Annotated in this window: 22 protein-coding genes; 12 read left to right on the top strand and 10 right to left on the bottom strand. The window is 73.0% G+C overall.

Annotation, left to right across the window (positions count from 1 at the left end; translation table 11 throughout):
- The 4 genes from gvpJ to ACQEVU_RS22255 are packed head-to-tail and all read left to right on the top strand — an operon-like array spanning position 1 to position 1,754.
- Positions 1–372 (top strand): gas vesicle protein GvpJ, encoded by a 372-nt coding sequence (gvpJ, locus tag ACQEVU_RS22270; RefSeq protein WP_433326471.1) that lies wholly within the window; start codon positions 1–3, stop codon positions 370–372.
- Positions 365–1,159 carry a GvpL/GvpF family gas vesicle protein gene (locus ACQEVU_RS22265; RefSeq protein ID WP_433326469.1) on the top strand — a complete coding sequence of 265 codons (795 nt, stop codon included), beginning with the start codon at positions 365–367 and terminating at the stop codon, positions 1,157–1,159. The genes gvpJ and ACQEVU_RS22265 overlap by 8 nt, the downstream gene beginning before the upstream one ends.
- A complete protein-coding gene (locus ACQEVU_RS22260; RefSeq protein ID WP_433326467.1) occupies positions 1,156–1,437 on the top strand; it encodes a gas vesicle protein in 282 nt (93 codons plus the stop codon). Before ACQEVU_RS22265 ends, ACQEVU_RS22260 begins: the two co-directional genes overlap by 4 nt.
- Positions 1,434–1,754 (top strand): gas vesicle protein K, encoded by a 321-nt coding sequence (locus ACQEVU_RS22255; protein ID WP_433326465.1) that lies wholly within the window; start codon positions 1,434–1,436, stop codon positions 1,752–1,754. Before ACQEVU_RS22260 ends, ACQEVU_RS22255 begins: the two co-directional genes overlap by 4 nt.
- Here ACQEVU_RS22255 and ACQEVU_RS22250 read toward each other — a convergent pair.
- Together ACQEVU_RS22250 and ACQEVU_RS22245 are read right to left on the bottom strand one after the other, a co-directional pair.
- Positions 1,726–2,841: a sensor histidine kinase gene (locus tag ACQEVU_RS22250; protein ID WP_433326463.1), complete on the bottom strand. Its 1,116-nt coding sequence runs from the start codon at positions 2,839–2,841 to the stop codon at positions 1,726–1,728. The two genes, ACQEVU_RS22255 and ACQEVU_RS22250, sit on opposite strands and share 29 nt — an antisense overlap.
- A 4-nt stretch (positions 2,842–2,845) precedes the next feature.
- The gene (locus tag ACQEVU_RS22245) at positions 2,846–3,499 is read right to left on the bottom strand and encodes a response regulator transcription factor (RefSeq protein ID WP_433326461.1); all 654 of its coding nucleotides are present in this window, start codon (positions 3,497–3,499) and stop codon (positions 2,846–2,848) included.
- A 114-nt stretch (positions 3,500–3,613) separates the two neighbouring features.
- On the opposite strand from ACQEVU_RS22245, the gene ACQEVU_RS22240 reads away from it, so the two are divergent.
- From ACQEVU_RS22240 to ACQEVU_RS22230, 3 genes are all read left to right on the top strand, one after another.
- Positions 3,614–4,474, top strand: coding sequence for an ABC transporter ATP-binding protein (locus ACQEVU_RS22240; protein WP_433326459.1), 861 nt, complete (start codon positions 3,614–3,616; stop codon positions 4,472–4,474).
- Positions 4,471–5,469 carry an ABC transporter permease subunit gene (locus tag ACQEVU_RS22235; RefSeq protein ID WP_433326457.1) on the top strand — a complete coding sequence of 333 codons (999 nt, stop codon included), beginning with the start codon at positions 4,471–4,473 and terminating at the stop codon, positions 5,467–5,469. Before ACQEVU_RS22240 ends, ACQEVU_RS22235 begins: the two co-directional genes overlap by 4 nt.
- A 106-nt stretch (positions 5,470–5,575) precedes the next feature.
- Positions 5,576–6,781: an MFS transporter gene (locus ACQEVU_RS22230; RefSeq protein WP_433326455.1), complete on the top strand. Its 1,206-nt coding sequence runs from the start codon at positions 5,576–5,578 to the stop codon at positions 6,779–6,781.
- Here the strand turns inward: ACQEVU_RS22230 and ACQEVU_RS22225 are convergent.
- Complete coding sequence (locus ACQEVU_RS22225; RefSeq protein WP_433335028.1) at positions 6,771–8,612, bottom strand: ABC transporter ATP-binding protein; 1,842 nt, start codon at positions 8,610–8,612, stop codon at positions 6,771–6,773. The genes ACQEVU_RS22230 and ACQEVU_RS22225 overlap by 11 nt on opposite strands.
- 220 nt (positions 8,613–8,832) lie before the next feature.
- Between ACQEVU_RS22225 and ACQEVU_RS22220 the strand changes: the two genes are divergently transcribed.
- The 4 genes from ACQEVU_RS22220 to ACQEVU_RS22205 are packed head-to-tail and all read left to right on the top strand — an operon-like array spanning position 8,833 to position 11,988.
- On the top strand, positions 8,833–9,225 hold the full coding sequence (locus tag ACQEVU_RS22220) for a GntR family transcriptional regulator (RefSeq protein ID WP_433326453.1): 393 nt from the start codon (positions 8,833–8,835) through the stop codon (positions 9,223–9,225).
- 8 nt (positions 9,226–9,233) lie between these two features.
- Positions 9,234–10,100 (top strand): ABC transporter ATP-binding protein, encoded by an 867-nt coding sequence (locus tag ACQEVU_RS22215; protein ID WP_433326451.1) that lies wholly within the window; start codon positions 9,234–9,236, stop codon positions 10,098–10,100.
- Entirely contained in the window at positions 10,097–11,050 is a 954-nt protein-coding gene (locus ACQEVU_RS22210) for a transporter (protein ID WP_433326449.1), read from the top strand. Before ACQEVU_RS22215 ends, ACQEVU_RS22210 begins: the two co-directional genes overlap by 4 nt.
- Positions 11,047–11,988 (top strand): transporter, encoded by a 942-nt coding sequence (locus ACQEVU_RS22205; protein ID WP_433326447.1) that lies wholly within the window; start codon positions 11,047–11,049, stop codon positions 11,986–11,988. Before ACQEVU_RS22210 ends, ACQEVU_RS22205 begins: the two co-directional genes overlap by 4 nt.
- Here ACQEVU_RS22205 and ACQEVU_RS22200 read toward each other — a convergent pair.
- From ACQEVU_RS22200 to ACQEVU_RS22175, 6 genes are all read right to left on the bottom strand, one after another.
- The gene (locus tag ACQEVU_RS22200; protein WP_433326445.1) at positions 11,985–12,644 is read right to left on the bottom strand and encodes an alpha/beta fold hydrolase; all 660 of its coding nucleotides are present in this window, start codon (positions 12,642–12,644) and stop codon (positions 11,985–11,987) included. The genes ACQEVU_RS22205 and ACQEVU_RS22200 overlap by 4 nt on opposite strands.
- A 112-nt stretch (positions 12,645–12,756) precedes the next feature.
- A complete protein-coding gene (locus ACQEVU_RS22195; protein ID WP_433326443.1) occupies positions 12,757–15,774 on the bottom strand; it encodes a lectin in 3,018 nt (1,005 codons plus the stop codon).
- 53 nt (positions 15,775–15,827) lie between these two features.
- A complete protein-coding gene (locus tag ACQEVU_RS22190) occupies positions 15,828–16,367 on the bottom strand; it encodes a DUF3995 domain-containing protein (RefSeq protein WP_433326441.1) in 540 nt (179 codons plus the stop codon).
- A gap of 198 nt (positions 16,368–16,565) precedes the next feature.
- Entirely contained in the window at positions 16,566–17,606 is a 1,041-nt protein-coding gene (locus ACQEVU_RS22185; RefSeq protein WP_433326439.1) for a LacI family DNA-binding transcriptional regulator, read from the bottom strand.
- Between the two features lie 59 nt (positions 17,607–17,665).
- Entirely contained in the window at positions 17,666–19,093 is a 1,428-nt protein-coding gene (locus tag ACQEVU_RS22180; RefSeq protein ID WP_433326437.1) for a glycosyl hydrolase, read from the bottom strand.
- An 18-nt stretch (positions 19,094–19,111) separates the two neighbouring features.
- Positions 19,112–20,497, bottom strand: coding sequence for a glycosyl hydrolase (locus tag ACQEVU_RS22175; protein WP_433326435.1), 1,386 nt, complete (start codon positions 20,495–20,497; stop codon positions 19,112–19,114).
- Between the two features lie 380 nt (positions 20,498–20,877).
- On the opposite strand from ACQEVU_RS22175, the gene ACQEVU_RS22170 reads away from it, so the two are divergent.
- Complete coding sequence (locus ACQEVU_RS22170) at positions 20,878–21,444, top strand: hypothetical protein (RefSeq protein ID WP_433326433.1); 567 nt, start codon at positions 20,878–20,880, stop codon at positions 21,442–21,444.
- Between the two features lie 175 nt (positions 21,445–21,619).
- Here ACQEVU_RS22170 and ACQEVU_RS22165 read toward each other — a convergent pair whose 3' ends face one another.
- The gene (locus ACQEVU_RS22165) at positions 21,620–22,162 is read right to left on the bottom strand and encodes a DUF3455 domain-containing protein (RefSeq protein ID WP_433326431.1); all 543 of its coding nucleotides are present in this window, start codon (positions 22,160–22,162) and stop codon (positions 21,620–21,622) included.
- Positions 22,163–22,209 lie beyond the last annotated feature (47 nt).

Below are 22,209 nucleotides of genomic sequence, written 5' to 3'. Positions count from 1 at the left end.
ATGACGCAGCAGCAGGTGGTGCCCTCCCACGAGCCGGCCAACCTCGGCGACATCCTGGAGCGGGTGCTGGACCGCGGCATCGTCATCGTCGGCGACATCCGGGTGAGCCTGCTCGACATCGAGCTGCTCACGCTCAAGCTGCGCCTGGTCGTCGCCTCGGTCGACACCGCCCGGCAGATGGGCATCGACTGGTGGGAGCACGACCCGTGGCTCACCTCCGGGGCGCGCGAGGCGCTTCCCGACAGCAAGACCAAGCCCGCGGCGATCGAAGAGGGCAAGGCCAAGCCCGCGATCGACGAGGGCAGGGTCAGGTCCGGCGTCGACGAGGGCAGGGCCAGGTCAGCCACCGGCCGGGAGGAGCGCCATGACTGACGGCCTCTGGCTGCACGCGGTCGCCCGCGGGCCCGGGCCTACCGCGCCGGCCGGGCTCGCCGACGTCACCGGGATCGGCGGCGAGGCGGTCCGCACGGTCGCCGCCGCAGGACTGCTCGCCGTGGTCAGCCCCGTGGACCTGGCCGAGTTCGGCGAGGCGGCGCTGCGGCGCAACCTGGAGAACCTGGCCTGGCTGGAGGGCGTGGCCCGGTCCCACCATGCCGTGGTGGCGGCGGCCGGCCGCCTCGGCGCCGTGGTCCCGGCGACCCTGGCCACCGTGTACCGCGACGACGACGGCGTCCGGGCGATGCTGCAGGAGCGCCACGGCGACTTCGAGGCCGTGCTCGAGCGCATCGAGGGGCGCGCGGAGTGGGGCGTCAAGGCGTACGCCGAGCCGGCACCGGCGCCGTCCGTCGCGGCCGACGCCCGCCCGGGGGTCGCCTACCTGCAGCGGCGGCGCGCGCAGCTCACCGCCGACGACGAGCGGCTGCGGCGGGCGCGCGAGGGTGCCGAGGAGGTGCACGCGGCGCTGGCCGGCGGCGCCGTGGCCGCCCGCCGCCACCCGCCGCAGGATCGGCGCCTCACCGGCCGGGGCGAGCCGATGGTGCTCAACGGGGCGTACCTGGTCGCGGGCGGGGTGGCCTTCGGCGAGGCCGTGGACGCGCAGGCCGAGCGCCACCCGGAGCTGCACCTGGAGCTCACCGGGCCCTGGCCGCCGTACTCGTTCGCGTCGGCCGAGGACGAGCACGAGACACGGGACGAGGACCAGGAGGCGCCGGCGCCATGACGACGACCGAGGTGAGCGACCCGGTCGGCCTCGTCGACCTGCTCGACCGGCTCCTTGCCAAGGGCGTGGTCATCACCGGCGACGTGACCCTGTCGATCGCCGGCGTCGACCTGGTCTACCTGTCGCTGCGCGCACTGGTGACGTCGGTCGGCGAGGGAGGGCCGCTCCGCCTGGCGGCGCCGGTCCAGCAGGGGGCGCCGGTCCTCGAGGGCACACCGGTCCGCAAGACGGCGCCGGTCGGCGAGGAGGCGTCAACACGCGAGGAGGCGGGGCGGTGAACCCGCGCATCGAGCTCGACCGGGACGACTTCGAGCGCGGCTTCGCCGCCCTGGTGCTCACCGTCCTCGATCTCGTGCGCGAGCTGATGGAGCGCCAGGCGCTGCGCCGCATCGACGTCGGCGACCTCAGCGACGAGCAGGTCGAGCGGATCGGCGACACCCTGATGGCCCTTGACGAGCGGATGCGGGAGCTGCGCGAGCGCTTCGGCGTGAGCGCCGCCGACCTCGGCATCGACATCCGGACGCCGGACCTCGCGCCGGAAGGCATGCCGGACAGGATGCCGGACGTCACGCCGGAAAGTCGGCCTCGACCGTGAGGCCGCCGTCGCGGCGGGCCCGGGCCGACACCGTCGCGCCGTGGGCGACCGCGATGGCCCGCACGATCGACAGGCCGAGGCCGTGGTGGCCGTCGTCGGCGACGCGGCGCAGCCGCTGGAACGGCTCGAAGAGCCGCTCGACCTGCTCGGGCGGCACCACGGCGCCGGTGTTGGCGATGCGCAGCCGGGTGCGGCCCTCGTAGCCGCGCACGCTCACCTCGATGCGGCCGCCGGGCGCGTTGTAGTGGATGGCGTTGTCGAGCAGGTTGGCGACCAGGCGGGCCACGAGCAGCGGGTCGCCGACGAGCGGCGCCGGGCGCACGGTGGCCTCGACGCTCAGCCCGCGCTCGCCGAGCTGGTCCGCGCGCTCGCGCAGCGCCGCCGTCACCACGTCGCCGAGGTCCAGCGGCTCGCCGCCGTCGCGCGCCGACTCGCTGGCGGCCAGCGTCAGCAGCGACTCCAGCAGCTCGCCGCGGTGCCGGTTGACGGCGATGAGCTGCTCGAAGTTCGCCCGGTACGACTCGACGGTGGCGCCGGCGTCGATGAGCGGCTCCTCGAGCAGGGCATGCTCGACGGTGATCGGGGTGCGCAGCTCGTGGGCGGCGTTGGCGACGAAGCGCTTGTGGCCGTCCAGCGCTTGCTCGAGGCGGCCGAGCAGGCCGTCGATGGTGTCGGCGAGGTCCTTGAACTCGTCGCGGGGCCCGGCCACCGCCAGGCGCTCGTGGACGTTGCGGCCCGAGATCTGCTGCAGCGACTCGGTCATCGTGCGCACCGGGCGCAGCAGGCGGCCGGCGAAGTACCAGCCGAACGCCAGCGAGATGGGCACCATGATGAGCAGCGCGATGCCGGGCACGAGGAGCACCCGCTCGCGGTAGTCGTCGCGGTCGCCGGGGTAGACCACCGCCCGAGCCGGGGGCTCGGGGCGCAGGATTGGCACCGCGTGCGGCCGTGCCTGGCTGACGCTGGCGCCGCCGGGCAGGCTCAGCGACACCAGGGTGAGCAGGACCAGCAGGACGATGCCGGAGATGCTCGCCGCCACGCAGTAGAGCAGGGTCAGCCGCCGGCGCAGCCGGTTGGCCGGGCGCACGGGCTCAGATCCGGTAGCCGGCGCGGGCGACGGTCTCGATCAGCGGTGGGTCGCCGAGCTTGGCCCGCAGCCGGTTGACGGTCGCCTTGACGGTGGTCGTGAACGGGTCGGCGGCCTCGTCCCAGACCCGCTCGAGCAGCTCCTCGGCCGGGATCACGCGGCCCCGGCCGCCGAGCAGGTACTCCAGCACCGCGAACTCCTTCGGGCTGAGCGGCAGGCGGGCGCCGGCCCGGGTGGCGACCCGCTGCGCCGGGTCGAGGCGCAGGTCGCCGTGGGTGAGCACGGGCGGCGCGGCCGGGCGGGTGCGCCGGGCGACGGCCCGGATCCGGGCGACGAGCTCGGCGTAGGCGAACGGCTTCGGCAGGTAGTCGTCGGCGCCGAGGCCGAGGCCCTCGACCCGCTGGGCGACGGTGCCCGAGGCGGTCAGCATGAGCACCCGGCTGGGCGCCTCGCGGGCCACGAGGGCGCGGCACACCTCGTCGCCGTGCACGCCGGGCAGGTCGCGGTCGAGCACGACGACGTCGTACTCGACGACGTCCGTGCGCTCGAGCGCGGCGTCGCCGTCGTAGGCCACGTCGACCGCCATGCCCTCGCGGCGCAGCACCCGCGCGACCGAGTCGGCCAGCGGCCTGTGGTCCTCCACCACCAGCACCCTCATCGCGCCGAGCCTAACCGGGCCGCGGTCACAGGGCGGTCACAGCGGCGCGGACCGTCCTGTGACCGCTTCGTGGCTAGAACTGGCCGTATCACCGGAAAGGACGGGAGATCATTCATGACGTCGGTCATCGAGACGACGGCGCTGAGCAAACGGTACGGCCGCAAGACGGCGCTGAGCGACTGCACCATCCGTATCCCGGCGGGCCGGATCGTGGGCCTCGTCGGCCCCAACGGCGCCGGCAAGTCGACGCTGCTGGGCCTGGCCGGCGGGCTGATCGCGCCGAGCGGCGGGCGCATCGAGGTCCTCGGCGCCGTCCCCGCCGGCAGCGCCGGGCAGCTGGCCCGGGTCGGCTTCGTGGCGCAGGACGCGCCGGTGTACGCCGGCCTGTCCGTCGCCGACCACCTGCGTCTCGGCGCGCGCCTCAACCCCGGCTGGGACGCGAGCCTGGCGAAGCGGCGCATCGAGCGGCTCGGCCTCGACCCGCAGCAGAAGGCCGGCCGGCTCTCCGGCGGCCAGCGGGCCCAGCTCGCCCTGACCGTGGCCGCGGCCAAGCGCGGCGAGCTGCTCATCCTCGACGAGCCGGTCGCCTCGCTCGACCCGATCGCCCGGCGCACGTTCCTGCACGACCTGCTCGAGTTCGTCGAGGAGCTCGGCGTGAGCGTCGTGCTGTCCTCGCACCTGCTGGGCGACCTGGCCCAGGTCTGCGACCACCTGATCGTGCTGGCCGGCGGGCGGGTGCAGATCGACGGCGCCGTCGCCGACCTCGTCGCCGTGCACCACCGGCTGCGCCTGGACGGCGAGCACGATCCGGCGCTCGGCGCGCTGCCCGCCGCGGCCCGGGTCGTGCACACCGACCGCACCACCGCGGGCCGCACGGCGATCGTGCGGTCGGCGGATCCGATCCCCGGCGCCGAGCGCGCCGATCTCGAGGACGTGGGGCTGGCGTACATGATGGCGACGGAGGCGCAGCGATGATCTGGCTCACCTGGCGGCAGTTCCGCATCCAGGCGCTCGTCGCCGCGGTCGCGCTGTTCGCGGTCGCCGCCTACCTGCTGTACCTCGGCGTGCAGATCCGCCACGACTACGCCGCCGACGTCGTCAACTGCGTGCCGTCGGACTGCGCGACGACCCGGCGGCTGTTCTCCGACCGCTACGAGGCGCCGGTGGCGCTGCTCGGCGCGCTGCTCATCGCCGTGCCGGGGTTCATCGGCGTCTTCTGGGGCGCGCCGCTGGTCGCCCGCGAGCTGGAGGCGCACACCGACCGCCTGGTGTGGAACCAGAGCGTGACCCGCCGCCGCTGGCTGGCCGTGAAGCTGGCGGTGCTGGGCGCCGCGGCGGTCGCCGTCACCGGGGTGTACAGCCTGCTGCTCACGTGGAATGCGAGCCGCTACGACCAGTGGGCCGGCGGCCGCTTCGGGGCGATGAACTTCGCGTCCCGCGACGTCACCCCGCTGGGCTACGCGCTGTTCGCGTTCACCCTCGGCGTGGTCGTGGGCCTGCTGGTACGCCGCACGGTGGCGAGCATGGCGATCGTCGCCGGCGCGTTCGTCGTGCTGCAGATCGTGGTGCCCAACGTCGTGCGGGTCCATCTCATGCCGCCGATCACCACGGACGTGGCATTCACCGCCGACGTGATGGAGCACGCCAACGGCTTCGGGTTCAACGACACGTCGGCGCGCATCATCGGGTACACGATGCCGGGCGCCTGGTCGATGGACCCGGTCAGCCAGATCTACAACGCCGACGGCACCCCGTACAACGCCAAGCAGGCGCGCCCGTGCGTCACCGGCGACCGCGCGCAGGACCAGGACTGCATGGCGAAGCAGCACCTGCATTTCCAGTACACCTACCAGCCCGGCCGCCGCTACTGGCCCTTCCAGTGGATCGAGCTGTCCGCGTACACGGCGCTGTCCGCGCTGCTGGCCGCCTTCGGCCTGTGGCGGGTCCGCCGCCGGGTCACACTCCGCTGAGCCTGCCCGAATTAAACCATTTGACGGTACCGATAATCTGATCCTCCGTGTCTCAGAGGCGAGCTCGAGGGGGGCACCTGACCCTCCTCGACACTCGGGAGCCACGATGCGCCGGGCCTCTGCCCCTGCCCTGTCCTTCCTGCTCGTCTCCGTGTTCATCGACATGCTCGGCCTCGGCCTGGTCGTGCCGATCCTGCCGGCGCTGATGGCGGCCCTGACCGGCCACGCCACCGACGGCGCCCGCTGGTCCGGCGTGCTCGGCTCCAGCTTCGGCATGCTGCAGTTCCTGTGCTCGCCCCTGCTCGGGCGGATCGCCGACCGCTACGGCCGCCGGCCCGTCCTGCTCGTGTCGCTCGCCTGCCTCGGCGTGGACTGGCTGGCCCACGCGGTCGCGCCGGCGCCCGCGCTGCTGCTGGTGTTCCACGCGGCCGCCGGCGCCTGCGCCGGGACGAACACGGTCGTCAACGCCTACATCGCCGACGTCGTCGAGCCCGCCGGCCGCGCCCGCGCGTACGGCCTGGTCGGCACGGCGTTCGGGCTGGGCTTCATCGCCGGTCCCACGCTCGGCGGCCTGCTCGGGGCCGTGGACGTGCGGCTGCCGTTCTACGCCGCGGCCGGGCTGGCGTTCGCCAACGTCGCGTACGGGTACTTCGTCCTGCCGGAGTCCCGCCCCGGCGATCGCACCACGCCGCTGACCCTGCGCCTGGCCAACCCGGTCACCGCCCTCGCCGCCGTGCTGCGCCGTCCGGTGCTGGGCCGGCTCGCCCTGGCCCGGTTCTTCGCCGACCTCGGCCGGATGACGCACCAGGCGGTGTGGGCGTTCTTCCTGACGTACCGCTTCGCGTGGAGCCCGGCCCGGGTCGGGCTCGTGATGGCGGCGGGCGCGCTCGCCGTCGCGGCGTTCCAGGCCCGCCTCGTCGGCCCGGGCGTGCGGTGGCTGGGCGACAAGCGGGCCGCGGTGCTCGGCGGCGCGCTCGGCGTCGTGTCCTTCGGCGGCACCGCGTTCGTGACCGGGCCGTGGGCGCTCTACGCGCTGCAGGCCGTCGGCGTGCTGAGCACCCTCGGCATCGCGGCGGCGCAGGCGTGGCTGTCCGGGCAGGCCGGCGCGGACGAGCAGGGCACGGTGCAGGGCGCGGTGACCGGCATCGGCGCGATCGCCGAGACGGTGGTGCCGGTGACGGCCGGCGCGGCGTTCGCGTGGTCGCTGGCGCACGCGCAGCCGGGCCTGGTGTACCTCGCCGCGGCCGGGTTCGCGGTCGCCTCGACGCTCCTGCTGGCCGCGACGCCGGCCCGGGCCGCCGTCAGGTCGTGACGTAGCCGGCGGCCTGGAGGCGGAACAGCTCCGCGTAGCGGCCGCCGGCGGCGATGAGCTCGGCGTGCGTGCCAGACTCGACCAGGGCGCCGTGGTGCAGTACGAAGATCCGGTCGGCGTGGCGGACGTTGGCCAGCCGGTGTGTGATCAGGATCGTCGTCGCGGTGCCCTGGCGGTCCCGGATCGCCTGGAAGAGTGCGTCCTCCGCGCGCGGGTCGAGCGCGGAGGACGGCTCGTCCATGATGAGCAGCTCGGCGTCGCGCATGAAGCCGCGGGCGGCGGTGATGCGCTGCCACTGGCCGCCGGAGAGGTCCTGGCCGTTGGCGAACGTGCGGTCCAGCAGCGTCTCGTAGCCGTGCGGGAGCTCGCGGATCATGTCGTGGGCGACGGCGCGGGCCGCGGCGGCCTCGATCCGGTCGCGGGACGGCTCGGCCGCGATGTCGCCGATGGCGATGTTCGTCGCCGCGGTGAACGGCCACTTGTGGTACTCCTGCGTCACCACCCCGATCCGGGCCCGCAGCGCCTCGGGGTCGCAGTCCTCCAGCGGCCGGCCGTTCCACTCCACGACGCCGGCGACCGGCCGGCGCAGCGCGGCGATGACCGCGGCCAGCGACGTCTTGCCGGAGCCGTTCTCGCCGACGAAGGCGACCGTCTGCCCGGCGTGGATGGTGAGGCTGACGTCGTCGACGGCGGCCTCGTCGCGGTCGGGGTAGCGCAGGCTGACCCCGCGCACGCTGAGCGTGGCGAGGTCGCCGGGGTCGCGGCGCGCGGGCGACGCCGGCTCGGGCAGGTGCTCGGCGGCGCGCTGCATGAAGCCGGTGTAGTCGCTGAAGTGCTGGCCGTCGGTGTAGATGTGGTCGACCTGGAACGTCACGGTCACCAGCGCCCGCTGCGCGGCCTGCACGGCGATGACGCAGGTCGCGGCGGCGGCCAGCGGGATGCGCCCGTCGTGCAGCAGCACGCCGAGCAGGACGTAGACGGCGCCGGTGGCCAGGCCGCCGATGACGGAGCCGGCGCTGGTCGTGGTGGTGACCCGGCGGGCCAGCGCGAGCTGGATGTCGGTCTCGGCGCCCATGACCCGGTCGTACTGGTCGAGCAGGAAGCGGCGCAGCCCGTACGCGCGCAGCTCCCCGGCCGACTCGCGCTCGGCCATGAGCCGGTGCAGCAGCCACAGCCGCCGGCGGCGCACCGAGCCGGCCAGGTACGTCTGGTACCGCTGATGCCCGGCCCGCAGCGACGCCCACGCGTTGGGCACCGTGGCGAACAGCAGCGCGACGAGCAGCAGCGGGTGGATGACGATGACCGCGGCGGCCACGGCGAGCAGGCTCACGAGGCCGGCGCAGAGGTTCATCGCGCCCTGCACGAGCGAGATCGCCGAGTCGTTGCCGCGGGAGGCGCGCTCCATGTCGTCGGCGAACGCGTCGGCGTCGAACGCGTCGAGCCGCACGGCGGTGGTGACCTCGAACAGCCGCCGCTCGACCTCGCGGCTCACCCGCGGGGTCAGGCCGTTTTGGGCGTATCCGGTGGCGATGCCCAGGCCGGCGCGGACCGCGGTGACGGCGGCGAGCGCGGCCAGGGCGGGCAGCGCGGCGATGACCTTGTCGGAGGTCGGGCCGCCCGCGAAGAGCTGCACCAGCACCCGCTGCGTGGCCAGCAGGCCGAACGCGGCCATGACGCCGGCCCCGACGGTGGCCAGGGCCACGGTCAGCGTGCGCGCCCGGTCGGCGCGCCAGCTGATGACCAGGGCCCGGCCGACGAGCCCGGGCAGCTCGGCGAAGACCGCGAAGAGGCCGGCGTCGACCCGCGCCCGCATCCCCGTCTCCCACCACATTGTCCGCAGTTCCGGCAGGACCGACTCGCCGATGGTGGATGCCGCCACGGAGACCTCCTCAACGCGCGCCTGGCCCAAGGCTATGGGTCGGAATCAATGCGGAGGCAAGAGTCCGCGGCCCGGGTTCGCTCGAAGGTATGGCAGGGCTTGCGGTTGACAGCGAAACACGTTCCGGGCATCCTGTCCTACTGTCGTAGGACAATAGAGAGAGTCGGCAGCGGTGATCGAGTTCGTGCTGGACGGCCGGTCCAAGGTCGCGACCTACATGCAGCTGGTACAGCAGGTGCGGCAGGCCCTGCGGGTCGGCCTGGCGCGCCCGGGCGACCAGCTGCCGAAGGTGCGCGACGTGGCCCAGACGCTGGCGATCAATCCCAACACCGTGCTCAAGGCGTACCGCGAGCTGGAGCTCGAGGGCCTGGCCGAGGGCCGGCCCGGCGTCGGCACGTTCCTGGTCGCCACGCTCGCCGGCCCGTCGCTGGACAACCAGGTGGAGCTGCGCGAGGAGCTCGTCGCCTGGCTGGGGCGGGCCCGGGCGGCCGGCCTCGGCGCCGACGACATCAGGGCGCTGATCGAGACCACCATGCGCAGCAACCAACCGGAAATGAGGACGTGAGGACACCGATGGACGACATCGCGATCCAGGCCGATCGTCTCGGCAAGCGGTACCGCAAGAAATGGGCCCTGCGCGACTGCTCCCTGCACATTCCGGCCGGCCGGATCGCGGCGCTCGTCGGGCCCAACGGCGCCGGCAAGAGCACCCTGCTGCACCTCGCCGTCGGCCTGCTGCGCCCCGACGAGGGCGAGGTGCGCGTCTTCGGCGCCGCGCCGCGCAACAACACCGCACTGCTCGCCGACATCGGCTTCGTGGCCCAGGACACCCCGCTGTACCAGGACTTCACCGGCGCCGAGCTGATCACCTTCGGCACCCGGCTCAACCGCCGCTTCGACACGGCACTGGCCCGGGAGCGCCTCGCCCAGCTGCGCATCCCCCTCGACCAGGCGGTCGGCACGCTGTCGGGCGGGCAGCGCGCCCAGGTCGCGCTCACCCTCGCCATCGCCAAGCGGCCCAGGGTGCTGCTGCTGGACGAGCCGGTCGCGAGCCTCGACCCACTGTCGCGCCGCGAGTTCCTGCAGGCGCTCATGGGCGGCGTCGCCGAGTCGGGCACGACGGTCGTGCTGTCCTCGCACCTGCTCGCCGACCTCGAGCGGATCTGCGACTACCTCATCGTGCTGCAGACCGCGCACGTCCAGCTGGCCGGTCCGGTCGACGAGCTGCTCGAGGCGCACCGGGTGCTGATCGGGCCGCGCGGCGCCGGCTCGCCGGGCGAGGTGATCCGGGAGAGCCACACCGACCGCCAGAGCACGCTGCTGGTCCGCTCCGGCACCGCCCCGGTACCTCCACAGTGGACGGCGCAGGAGGTGTCGCTGGAGGACCTGGTCCTGGCGTACCTCGCCAACGCCGACGCCGGGCTGGAGCGGGCCGCATGATCTGGCTGACCTGGCGCCAGCACCGGCGGGAGGCGCTGTTCACGCTGCTGGCGCTGGCCGCGCTCGCGGCGTTCACGATCCCGACCGGCGTGGCCATGCACCGCGCGTTCGACCGGGACGTCGCCGGTTGCCTGCGCGCACTGGGCGCCGGCGTGCTCGTACCGTTGCGGGGGTCCTGCCAGCAGCCGGCGAGCGCGTTCGCCGACCAGTACGCCGGCTACCGTGTCGTGGCGCCGCTGCTGCTGTTCGCACCGGCCGTCATCGGGCTGTTCTGGGGCGCGCCGCTGCTGGCCCGGGAGCTCGAGCAGCAGACCCACCGGCTGGTCTGGACCCAGGGCGTCGGCCGGCTGCGCTGGGCCGCGACCAAGTTCGGCCTGGTGCTCGGCTTCGCCGCCCTCGTCGCCGCCGCCTGCGCCGCCCTGCTGTCGTGGTGGCTGCGGCCCCTGGCCACCGCGCTCGGCGACCGGTTCGAGTTCCCCGTCTTCGACCTCGGCGGCCCCGCCGCCGTCGCCTACACGCTGTTCGCGGTGGCGCTGGGCATCGCGGCCGGGGCGGACCGGCGTAAGGTCCTGCCCGCGATGGGTGTCCTGCTCGCCGTGTTCCTCGCCGCCCGGATCGGGGTGACGGTCTTCGCCCGGCCGGGCTACCTGCCGGCCGAGGAGGCGACGGTCGCGGCGACGTCGCCCGAGCACTTCAACCGGCTCGGCGGCGGCTGGGTGCTCGACCAGGCGGTAAGGGCCCCCGACGGCCGGGTGATCCACCCCAACGCCGAGCAGCGCTGCGACCCGGACCACCCGGCCGAGGAGTGCGACCGCGGCGCCGTGAACTGGGTGCGGTACCAGCCGGCGCAGCGCTACTGGACGTTTCAGGCCATCGAGTCGGGCGTCTTCCTGCTCGGCGCGGCCGGGCTGGTGCTGGTCGCGCTGCGGCGGACCGGGCGGCTGGCATGATCTGGCTGACCTGGCGGCAGCACCGCCGCGCCGCGCTGTTCACGCTGCTCGGGCTGGCCGCCCTGGCCGCGTTCCTGATCCCGACCGGCCTCGGTATGCACCGCGCCTACGACCGCGACGTCGCCGAGTGCGCCCGCCGGGCCGGCACCGGCCTGCTGCTGCCACCGGGGATGCAGTGCCCGGCCGTGGCGTCGTTCGAGGCCGAGTACAAACCCTACATCGTCATCGTCGCGCTGTTCATGGCGCTGCCGCTGCTCGTCGGGCTGTTCTGGGGCGCGCCGCTCGTCGCGGCCGAGGTCGACCAGGGCACCCACCGGCTGGCGTGGACGCAGGGCATCAGCCGCACCCGCTGGCTTGTCGTGAAGCTGTCGCTGGTGCTGGGCTTCGCCCTCGCCGTCGGTGCCGCCTACGCCGCCCTGCTGAACTGGTGGGTCGAGCCGATCGCCCGCGCCAACGGCGAGCGGTTCGCGTTCCCGGCGTTCGACGTCGCCGGCGTCGTCCCCGTCGCCTACACGATGTTCGCGGTGGCGCTGGGGCTCGGCGCCGGCACGCTCTGGCGCCGGCTCCAGCCGACCGTAGCGACGCTGCTGGTGGTGTACATCGCCGTGCGCACCGCCGTCACCACGCTGGCCCGGCCGAACTACCGCGCGCCCGTCACCGCCGACCTGCCGGCCTCGGCCGGCAGCGACGGCAACGTCACCGCGGGCAACTGGCTGCTGTCCGACCAGGTGCGCGACGCCGCCGGGCGCACGCTGTTGCGCAACGGGTGGATCGACTGCGACACCCCGGCGGGTTGCCCCGCCGGGGTGCACAACTGGGCCAGCTATCAGCCGGCCGACCGGTTCTGGCCGTTCCAGTACGTCGAGGCCGGCATCTTCCTCGCGCTGGCGGCGCTGCTGCTGTGGCTGGCCGCCACCCGCCTGCGCCGCCTGGCTTAGGCCGGGCGGTAGGGCCGGAAGAACTCGCGCAGCTCCTCGGCGTACGACCGCGGATCCTCGAACGGGGCGAAGTGCCCGCCGCGCGGGTGCTCGCGCACCCGAACGGTGTTGGCGATCCGGTCGAGCCAGGCGCGGGGCGGCCGCACCAGGTCGGCCGGGAACAGCGAGAAATCCGACGGCACCTCGACCCGGCGGGCGTGCTGGGCCGCCGGGAAGGCGCCGTTCACGCGGTACATCCGCATCGCCGAGCCGATCGTGCCGGTGAGCCAGTAGATGGTGACGTTGGTGAGGATCTCGTCGCGGGTGAAGGCGCGTTCGACGTCGCCGCCGCAGTCGCTCCACGCGCGCAGCTTCTCCACGATCCAGGCGGCCAGCCCCGCCGGCGAGTCGTAGAGGCCGACGGCGGCGGTCTGCGGCTTGGTGCGGTGCATGGCGGCGTAGGCGCCCTCGGCGGCGGCCCAGCCGGCGGCGCCGTCGAGGAAGTCGCGCTCCTCGGGCGCGAGGTCGGCCCGGTCGCCGAGGTACACGGGCAGCCCGGCGTCCATGCGGTGCACCGCCACTACCCGGTCCGGATGATCGAGGGCGAGGTAGCGGCTCACCCCGCTGCCGATGTCGCCGCCGGCCGCGCCGAAGCGCTCGTAGCCGAGGCGGCCCATGAGCTCGGCCCACAGCGAACGGTTCGATCATGCCGCCACGGTAACGCGCGGCCGGGATGGTGTGCGCCATCCCGGCGGGTTGCCCCGCCGGGGTGTGCACCCGGGCCGGCCGTCAGGCGGGCAGGTTCCAGTGCTGGGCGTTGGTGCCGTTGCAGTCGTAGATCTGCAGCTGCGTGCCGTCCGTGGTGCTGGAGTTCGGCACGTCGAGGCAGCGGCCCGACTGCGGGTTGCGCAGCGCGCCGGTGCCCGCCACGTACTGCCACTGCTGGGCCCCGCTGCTGTTGCAGTCCCACAGCTGCACGAGCGTGCCGTTGGCGGTGCCGCTGTTGGACACGTCCATGCACTTGCCCAGCGCGCGGATCGTGCCGTCGCCGGGCAGCGTCCACACCTGCGCGGCCGAGGTGTTGCACGACCAGATCTGGATCTTCGTGCCGTTGCCCGTCGCGGCGCCGTTGACGTCGGCGCACTTGCCGGCGATCGCCGAGGTGATCTGCCCGGTCGGGGCGTGTGGCACCGTCCAGTGCTGGGCGTTGGTGCCGTTGCAGTCGTAGATCTGCAACTGCGTGCCGTCCGTGGTGCTGGAGCCGGGGTCGTCGAGGCAGCGGTTCGACTGCGGGTTGCGCAGCGCGCCGGTGCCCGAGTCGTACGCCCACTGCTGCGCGCCGGATGCGTTGCACGTCCACAGCTGCACCTTCGTGCCGTTCGCGGTGCCGCTGTTGGACACGTCCAGGCACTTGCCGAAGGCCTGCAGCGTGCCGTTCACCGGCGTCCACGCCTGGGCCAGCGAGCCGTTGCACGTCCACAGCTGCACCTTGGTGCCGTCTGCGGTGCCGGAGTGGTCGACGTCGACGCACTTGCCGGCGATCGCCGAGGCGATCGGGCCGGTGGCCCCGCCCGGGTTGGTGGGCGGCTGGCTGCCGCCGTTGCCGTTGTACGACGGCGGCGCCGACGACGCCGCGGTCGCCCACGAGGTGTTGGCCGCGGTACCGAGGACGAAGTCGAGCGTCCCGCCGTTGAGCGCGAACGACGCCGGCAGGTAGGCGTTGTTCCACGCCGCGCCGTTGAGGTTCAGGCTCTGCACGTACGGCGCGTTGTTCGCCGCCGCCGGCGCGTTGATCGTGATGGTCCCGCCGCCGCCGAGGTGCACGATCGCCTGGGTGAACACCGGGCTGCCCAGCGCCAGGTCCGAGGTGCCCGGCGTCTGCGGGAACATGCCGAGCGCCGACCACACGTACCAGGCGCTCATGGTGCCGAGGTCGTCGTTGCCGACGCCCCAGCCGGCCGGGTTGTTCGGCCACAGCTGGTTCTGCACCTGCCGCACGACGGCCTGGGTCTTCCACGGCTGCCCGACGTAGTCGTACTCCCACGGCAGCTCGATCGACGGCTCGTTGCCGAGGTCGGCGTGCGTGCCGCCGGAGCCGTTGAACGCGGCCAGGACGTTGTCCAGATAGGACACCATGGCCGCGTTGCCGCCCTTGGCGTCGGCCAGGCCGCGGACGTTGAAGGGGACCATGCCGGTGTACTGCCACGAGGTGCCCTCGACGAAGTCGTCCCCGGAGGCGGGGTTGAAGCCGTCCTTCCACGCCCCGCTGGTGAGCTTCGGCTGCATGAAGCCGCTGGCGGTGTTGAGCATGTTGCGCCAGTCCTGCGCGCGGTTGTAGAACTGGTCGCGGGTGGTCGTGTCGCCCAGCGCCCCGGCGAAGGCGCCGACGGCGAAGTCCGCGGTGTTGTACTCCAGCAGCGTCGAGACCGGCCCGTAGAAGTTGCAGCAGCCGTACGAGCCGTCGGAGGGCAGGTAGCCCATCCCGGCCAGGTAGTTCAGCCCCGGCCGCGCACCGTTGGCGACGGTCGCCTGCTGCACCATCGCGTTCTTCGCCGCCGCGGTGTCGAAGCTGCGCGCGCCGAAGGCGTAGTACCCGGCGATGATGCCGTCGGCCGGGTCGCCGACCATCACGTAGGTCTCGCCGTTGTAGAACGACCACTTCGGCAGCGTGCCGCCCTGGGCGTAGTCGTTCACCATCGACTGGGCGCTGTCGCTCATCTGCTGCGGCGCCACCAGCGCGGACAGCTGCGCCTGGGCGCGGTAGATGTCCCAGCCGGAGTAGTTGCCGTACTGCGCCTGGTGCCCGGCGGTCACGGTGTGCACCGCGTTGTCGAAGCCGCGGTACTGCCCGTTGCTGTCGCTGACCACGTTCGGGTGCAGCAGGGCGTGGTAGAGCGACGTGTAGAACACCACCTGCGAGTCGGTCGTCCCGCCGCTGACCTGGATCTTGTTCAGCAGGGTGTTCCACGCGTTGTGGGTGGCGGTGCGCGTGCCGGCGAAGTCCCAGCCGGAGTTCTCGGCCGCGCGGTTGCCCGCGGCGTTCGCGGTCGAGACGAAGGAGATGCCCACCTTGGCCTGCACGACCTGGTTGCTCGAGGCGTCGAAGGTGACCGACCCGAGCCCGTTGCTGAAGCCGCTGGAGGAGAACGCGCGGTCGAACACGACGTCGTAGTAGAGCGTGTAGTGGTACGCCGAGCCGCAGAAGCCGCCGGCGGTCACCGACCCGCTCACCTCGGTGTTGCCCACCGCGGTGAACGACGGGTTGCTGGTGCCGGTCATCGCGCTCGTGAGCTTGAACAGCAGGTTGGCCTGCCCGGTCGCCGGGAATGTGAACCGGGCCATGCCGGAGCGGGTGGTGGCGGTGAGCTCGGTCTTGACGTTGTTGCCGAGCGTCACGGTGTACGCCCCGGCGCTGGCCGTTTCGTTGCTGTGCGAGTACGAGACGCTGGCGGTGCTGGCCACGGCCCCGACGGTGGGCAGGATCGGCACGTCGCCCGTGGCGTCGCAGCCCGGCCCCGACAGGTGGGTCAGGCTGAAGCCGGTGATCGCGGTGTCGCCGTAGGCGTAGCCGCCGCCCTGGGCGCGCGAGGGCGTGTCCGGGCTCCACTGCACCATGCCGAAGGGCGCGTCGGCGCCCGGGAACGTGTTGCCGCCGTGGCTGGTGCCGAGGCGGGGATTGACGATCGCGGCGGGGTCCGCAACGGGCGCCGCGGCCGCCGGGCCGGCCCCGAACAGCAGGACCGGCGTGGTGACCGTCGCAATGGTCGCGAGCGCAAGCCCCGCAACCCTGACTCTGGCGGAAGACATGGATACATGGAAGTCTCTCAATAATTACATGTCAATATTTGACAGAACTGATCCTAGATCCGGCTTGCCAGGCGTTCGGTTTTGTTGACTCTTCGCGAAACAATGTGGCGGTGGGCGACGGCGAGGGCGCAGTACAGCAGGCCGCCGGCCAGGAAGTAGAGGTCGATGGCGCTGCTGGACCACAGGGTGTAGGCGTTCGGGTGGGCGACGCCCATCTCCTGCTCGTACGTCAGGCCGGTGATGCCCCGCTGCGACAGGCCTGACGCGCGCACCAGGGTGTCGAGCAGGCCCGCGGCGCCGCGCAGGGTCAGCAGGGCGCCGCCGATCCAGCAGCAGGCGATGAGGGCGCGGCCGCGCAGCCGGGCGCCCCACGGCTGGTACAGCGCCAGCGGCACCGCCGCGCCGATGATGAACGCGACGGCCAGGAAGCCGGTGAAGACCCACGCGCCGGCGCTGTCGACCGTCGGCACCGTGGTCGGCGCGTCGCCGAAGCCGAAGTGCCCGCCGAGCTCCCAGTAGACGTGGAAGGCCGCGAACACCGCGACCCAGCCGAACACGATGTTGTCCAGGTTGCGCAATCCCCGTGTGGTCACGCTCTCAGGGTGGGCGATCGGGCCTGAGAGCGAACTGAGCGACGCTGTTAGATGTCTCAGCCGCGCGGCCGCCGCGCCCTGCCGGACCGCCGCGGCGCCAGGCCCGGGATGCACGCTCCTCGGCGTACGACCTCGGCACGCTGTTCGGCTGCGCCCTGCTGTGCCTGTGCCCGGTGGCGGCGGGAGCGGGCGCCGCCCCTACTGATCCCGCGGCGGCGGGGCGGTCGAGGCGCGCGGGACCAGGACCGGGGCCTCGGCGGCGTGCGAGCGCGGGTCGCCGCGGCGCATGACCTCGAACAGCGTCTCGGTGACGTCGGCGCCGAACGAGTGGATGTCGTGGCGCATCGCCGACAGGGTGGGGCGGGTCAGCTGGCACAGCTGGGAGTCGTCCCAGGCCAGCAGGGAGAGCTCGCGCGGCACCTCGAGCCCGAACTCGGCGGCGACGCCCAGCGCGGTCACGGCCATGAGGTCGTTGTCGAAGACGATCGCCGTCGGGCGGTCCGGGGACGACAGCAGCGTGCGGCAGGCGCGGCCGCCCTGGTCGGCGGAGAAGTCGGCGACCACGGTCTGGGCGCGCACCCCGAGCTCGGCGCACGCGGCGGCGAACGCGGTCGTGCGGATGGCACTGTGGCCGAGGTCGGCAGGGCCGCTGACGCGGGCGATGCGGCGGTGGCCGAGCGCGGCGAGGTACCGCACCGCCTCGGTGATCGCGGCCGCGTCGTCGGTCCACACGGCGGTGAACGGCCCGGCCAGGGACGGGTGCCCGACGGCGACGGCGGGCAGGCCGATCGCCGCGAGGGCGGGGACCCGCGGGTCCTCGACGCGCAGGTCGACGAGGATGCTGCCGTTGACCCGGTTGCCCCGCCACCACTCGCGGTGCACGGCGATCTCCTCCAGCGCGTCCGGGCCGGCCGGCTCGATCAGGCGCAGCAGCAGCGAGCAGCCGTGTCGGCCGAGGACGCTCTCGATGCCGGAGATGAACTCCATGTAGAACGGCTCGAGGCCGAGCATCCGGGCCGGGCGGGCGATGGCCAGGCCGACGGTGTGCAGGGCCTGGCTGGACAGCGATCGGGCCGCCTGGTTGGGGCTCCAGCCGAGGTCGGCGGCGGCCTGCAGGATGCGGGCGCGGGTGGCGGCGGAGATGCCGGGCTTGTCGTGCACGGCGAGCGTGACGGCCGCGGTCGACACGCCGGCCCGCTTCGCGACGTCCCTGATCGTCACCCGCCGCGCCCCCTCCATGCGAGCGATCCTGGCATGCGGGCCGGGGCCGCCACGCGCGACCCCGGCCCGGCAGGACGTCAGCTCGGCAGGTGCCAGAGCTGCCAGGCGTTGGCGTTGGCGTCCCAGATCTGCAGCCGCGTCCCGTTGGCGGTGCTGCCGCCGGGGTCGTCGAGGTAGCGGCCGGACTGCGGGTTGCGCAGGTGACCGTCGGCCTGGGCGACCCACTGCTGGGCGCCCGAGCCGTTGCAGTCCCAGATCTGCAGCTTCGTGCCGTTCGCGGTGCCCTGACCGGTCACGTCCAGGCACTTACCGAGCGCCCGGATCGTGCCGTCGGTCCCCACGGTCCACTGCTGGGCCGCGGTGCCGTTGCAGTCGTAGAGCTGCACGGCCGTACCGTTGGCGCTGCTGGAACCGGCGACGTCCACGCATTTGCCGCCGATGCCGGTGATGGCGCCCGTCCTGGAGCCGCCGCCGGTGCCCCCGGTCGTGATGTGGACCTCGCCCTGGCTCAGGGTGCGGGGGTCGTTGTAGCCGGCCCGGATGTAGTCGTCGGTGGGGTTGTAGTCGCGCATGGTGAGCCAGTCCAGCCACACGCTCCAGTACACCCACTTCGGCTGCGACGCCATCTGGCTCGGCTGCGGCACGGCGCCGACCTCGGCCAGCGCCATCGGCTTCTTCGTGCCGGCGATGCCGCCCAGCGCGTTGTACCAGTCGGTGGACGGGAACTTGTCGACCCACACGTCCAGCGCGACGACGTCGACGTAGGCGTCGCCGGGGTAGTAGCTGGACGCCTGCGCGGCGCCGCCGGCCACGTCCTTGAGCGCCCACACCCAGATGATGTTGCTGAGGCCCTTGGACTCGAGGTAGTCGTGGGTGATCTGGTACAGCCGGGCGCTGCCGTTCGGCCCGGCCTGCCCGCCCCACCAGGCCCAGCCCTCGTTCATCTCGTGCAGCGGCCGGAACATGATGGGGATGCCGGCGTCCTTGAGCTGCTGGAAGTACGGCACGAACTGGTCGAGCTTGCGCTTGTACGCGGTGTTGAGGGAGGTGCCGTCCTGCACGATCTGGCCCCACTCGGCCGCGGACAGCCGGCTGCCCTTGACCGGGTTCGAGCCGCCCTCGAAGTTGCAGGTGGCCACGTCGGGGCGGCAGGCGTGCATCGTCAGGGAGCCCAGCGTGCCGTTGTTCCACTCGGTCTTGGCCTGGTTGATGACGGTCTGGCGGTTGTCGATGTCGTTCTGGCTGAAGCCGAAGTCCCCGCCCCACAGGCCGGGGTACTGCCCGGTGATGTCGTGCACGGTCTGGATCCACTGGCCGGGGTTGTTGTTCGCCCCGCCCTGCTGGCCGGAGAGCGTGTTGCGGCCGGTCAGGCCCTTCAGGTAGTTGATGACGTCGGCGCGGGTGACCCCGGCCGGCGCCGGCGGGGCCGCGGCCGCCGGGCTCTGGGCGACGGCGAACGCGATGCCCGTGACGGCGACCGCGAGCAGTGTCAGGCGTCGTTTCATGGACTGTCCTTCTCGGGGTCAGGCGGGCAGGTGCCAGAGCTGCCAGGCGTTGGCGTTGGCGTCCCAGATCTGCAGCCGGGTGCCGTTGGCGGTCGAGCCGGCCGGGTCGTCGAGGTAGCGGCCGGACTGCGGGTTGCGCAGGTGCCCGTCCGCCTCCGCGACCCACTGCTGGGCGCCGGAGCCGTTGCAGTCCCAGATCTGCAGCTTGGTGCCGTTGGCGGTGCCCTGGCCGGTCACGTCGAGGCACTTGCCGAGGGCCCGGATCGTGCCGTCGGTGCCGACGGTCCACGACTGCGCCCCGGTGCCGTTGCAGTCGTAGAGCTGCACGGCCGTACCGTTGGCGCTGCTGGAACCGGCGACGTCGACGCACTTGCCGCCGATGCCGGTGATGGCGCCCGTCCTCGACGAGCCGCCGCCGGAAATGGTGAACTGCCCCTGGCTCAGGGTGCGGGAGTTGTTGAAGGTCGCCTGGATGGCCGAGTTGCAGTTGCACGAGGTCAGGTACTCCGACCAGATCATGAAGTACGCCCACAGCGGCTGCGAGGACAGCTGCGCCGCCGACGGGATGTTGCCGACCTCGGCCAGGGCGATCGGCTTGCCGTGCGAGACGTTGACGATGGCGGAGTACCAGTCCGACGGCGGGAAGCCGTGCACCCAGGGGTCGAGGGTGACGACGTCGACGTACGCGTCGCCGGGGTAGAACGACGCCACCGAGCTCGAGCTGCCGTTGTCCTTGACGTTCCAGACCCAGATGAGGTTGGTCAGGCCCTTGGACAGCAGGTAGTCGTGCGTGATCTGGTACAGCCGGGCGCTGCCGCTCGACCCCGAGCGCCCGCCCCACCAGGCCCAGCCCTCGCTCATCTCGTGCAGGGGCCGGAACAGCACCGGCACGCCGGCGTCCTTGAGCTGCTGCAGGTACGGCACGGCGGTGTCGAGCTTGGCCTTGTACGCGTTGTTCATCGCGGTGCCGCTGGTGATGAGCTGCGTCCACTCCGTCGCCGACAGTGAGCTGCCGTTGACGCCGCCGTCGAACTCGCACGTGGACACGTCGGGGCGGCACATGTGCCAGGTCAGGGCGACCAGCGAGCCGTTGGCCCACTCCGTCTTGGCCTGGTTGATCATCGTCTGGCGGTTGGCGATGTCGTCGGCCCGGAAGCCGAGCTCGCCGCCCCACAGGCCCGGCCACTTGCCGGTGATGGTGTGGGCCTGCGCGGTGTACGCCGACGGGGAGCTCAGCGGCTCCTTGTTGTGCACGCCGCTGATGACGTGGTTGCCGCTGATCGTGCGCAGGTAGCCGACCACGGCCGACGGCGTCGACGCGCCGAAGGCCGAGGCCGGCGTGGGAAAGGCGGCGAGGCCGCCGAGGGTGGCGGCCACGGCGGCCGCGATGAGTCTTGCTCTCACTGGGGGAAGCCTTCCTCGGGTGGCGGAGGGCGCCGGCCTGGAACGTTGAAGTCGCTGGCGGGCGGCACTGATCGGGGCCGATGCGTGGCGGCGCACCAAGGCCGAGCTAGACGACGTGAGACATTGACATCGACCAGGTCCGGGCTGAACGTCTCTGCAACTTACTCGGTTCGGTACGGCACTTGTCAAGCCCGGTATCGAGGAGATGGCATATGCACAGGCGTTCGCGACTTCATCGCCGCCGGGCTCGTCGACCACATCCACCCGGTCCAGGTGCCGATCGTGACCGCCAGTTGCCCACAGTGGACAGGGCGCGGGACTCCGGCGTCGCGAACGCGACACCGGGGAACGGCGCGGGCCACCCGCCCATCTCAGTGGGCATGAAACGCGGACTTCTCCTGATCCCGGCGGTCGCGCTGGTGGTCGGCGGGTGCAGGCCCGGGGCCGACGGTCTCGTCACCCCGGAGCCGGTCGCCTCGCCGACCACGGCGGCGGTCACCGGGCCGGTCGCCTTCCACGTCCGGCTCAACGCCGGCCAGAGCATCACGACCCGCCCGGCGCCGTCGGCCGGCTGCCCGGGCCTCGACGCCCGCGTCGACCTCGGCGCCGCCGGCCACGTGCGGCTCGCGGCCTACGCGAGCACCTGCTCCCCCGGCGACAACGCTCAGCCGGGCAACGGGCGGCACGGGGTGTACCGCACCAAGGCCGACATCCCCGCCCAGCGCAGCACCACCGAAGTGCGGACCGCCCTGGGCGAGGCGACGGTCTTCAGCCAGCCCTACTACGAGTGCACGAACTCCTGCCACAACTACACGGAGGCGGTCGCGGTGATCGCCCTCGACAAGCCCGCGGACCCCGCCTACCCGACCCTGGTCCTGTACGCCGAGAAGGGCGACACGACCCCCGACCGCCTCACGGCCCTGCTGCGCGACCAGCTGGCTGCGTGACGACCCGGACGATCCGCGAGACACGCAACCTCATGCTGGAGGAGTCGCCGCGTTGCGGGGCCGCATCGCCGCCTACGTCGAGCATGCCGATCCATCGGGCGTGCTCGACGGCCGGGCACTCGACGAAGCCCCGCAGGTGCGGCCGTTCCGCAATCGACGTTCGTGACCATGCGGATCAGGGCTGAGCGGCTTCGTACAGCACGTACTCGGCGTCATACGCCACCGGCTGTTCGGCCCCGTCCGCACACGGGCCGGCGGGGGCGAGGCCGCGCCGGGTGTGCAGCCGCTGGATGTAGCTGACCCTCGACAGCTCGCCGCCAATCGTGCCGGCGTGACCGGTGACCTCCAGCAGCAGCTGCGGGATCGCGCCGGGCACGGGCGACTCCGCCTTCTTGACCGCGGTGACGGCCGACCCGTCGGTCATCGACTGCCACGTAGGTCCGGCGGAGTGGTAGATGGCCCGGGAGGCGGCCTCGCCGTGGCGCAGCATGGCCGCCGGCCCCTTGAGGCCCCAGGCGCCGCCGACGCATCGGTAGATCTGGAAGCCGGTGGTGACCCGGTAGGTCGCCACCTTGACCGAGCCGGCCGGCGGCCGGATGGCGGCGGGCACCGCGGGTTCGCGGCCGGCGGGTCCGGCCGAGGCGGCGGTCGGCCCGAGGGCTGCCGTGGCGATGGCCGCGACGGCGAGGAAGGGCCGGACGAGCCGTGAGGAATGCATGTCCTGGTCTGCCTTTCGATGTGGTCTGATCCGGGCCGGGATCCGGT

Source organism: Dactylosporangium sp. CA-139066, assembly GCF_050936175.1.
Taxonomy (GTDB): Bacteria; Actinomycetota; Actinomycetes; order Mycobacteriales; family Micromonosporaceae; genus Dactylosporangium.
This window is presented reverse-complemented; position numbering and strand designations above follow the sequence as displayed.

Coding starts and splice junctions, on each gene's coding strand:
- ACQEVU_RS22265 (WP_433326469.1), top strand. CDS start 365: ATGACTGACGGCCTCTGGCTGCACGCGGTCGCCCGCGGGCCCGGGCCT.
- gvpJ (WP_433326471.1), top strand. CDS start 1: ATGACGCAGCAGCAGGTGGTGCCCTCCCACGAGCCGGCCAACCTCGGC.
- ACQEVU_RS22235 (WP_433326457.1), top strand. CDS start 4,471: ATGATCTGGCTCACCTGGCGGCAGTTCCGCATCCAGGCGCTCGTCGCC.
- ACQEVU_RS22200 (WP_433326445.1), bottom strand. CDS start 12,644: ATGGGCCGCCTCGGCTACGAGCGCTTCGGCGCGGCCGGCGGCGACATC.
- ACQEVU_RS22205 (WP_433326447.1), top strand. CDS start 11,047: ATGATCTGGCTGACCTGGCGGCAGCACCGCCGCGCCGCGCTGTTCACG.
- ACQEVU_RS22195 (WP_433326443.1), bottom strand. CDS start 15,774: ATGTCTTCCGCCAGAGTCAGGGTTGCGGGGCTTGCGCTCGCGACCATT.
- ACQEVU_RS22225 (WP_433335028.1), bottom strand. CDS start 8,612: ATGTGGTGGGAGACGGGGATGCGGGCGCGGGTCGACGCCGGCCTCTTC.
- ACQEVU_RS22215 (WP_433326451.1), top strand. CDS start 9,234: ATGGACGACATCGCGATCCAGGCCGATCGTCTCGGCAAGCGGTACCGC.
- ACQEVU_RS22180 (WP_433326437.1), bottom strand. CDS start 19,093: ATGAAACGACGCCTGACACTGCTCGCGGTCGCCGTCACGGGCATCGCG.
- ACQEVU_RS22210 (WP_433326449.1), top strand. CDS start 10,097: ATGATCTGGCTGACCTGGCGCCAGCACCGGCGGGAGGCGCTGTTCACG.
- ACQEVU_RS22170 (WP_433326433.1), top strand. CDS start 20,878: ATGAAACGCGGACTTCTCCTGATCCCGGCGGTCGCGCTGGTGGTCGGC.
- ACQEVU_RS22230 (WP_433326455.1), top strand. CDS start 5,576: ATGCGCCGGGCCTCTGCCCCTGCCCTGTCCTTCCTGCTCGTCTCCGTG.
- ACQEVU_RS22245 (WP_433326461.1), bottom strand. CDS start 3,499: ATGAGGGTGCTGGTGGTGGAGGACCACAGGCCGCTGGCCGACTCGGTC.
- ACQEVU_RS22185 (WP_433326439.1), bottom strand. CDS start 17,606: ATGGAGGGGGCGCGGCGGGTGACGATCAGGGACGTCGCGAAGCGGGCC.
- ACQEVU_RS22240 (WP_433326459.1), top strand. CDS start 3,614: ATGACGTCGGTCATCGAGACGACGGCGCTGAGCAAACGGTACGGCCGC.
- ACQEVU_RS22260 (WP_433326467.1), top strand. CDS start 1,156: ATGACGACGACCGAGGTGAGCGACCCGGTCGGCCTCGTCGACCTGCTC.
- ACQEVU_RS22165 (WP_433326431.1), bottom strand. CDS start 22,162: ATGCATTCCTCACGGCTCGTCCGGCCCTTCCTCGCCGTCGCGGCCATC.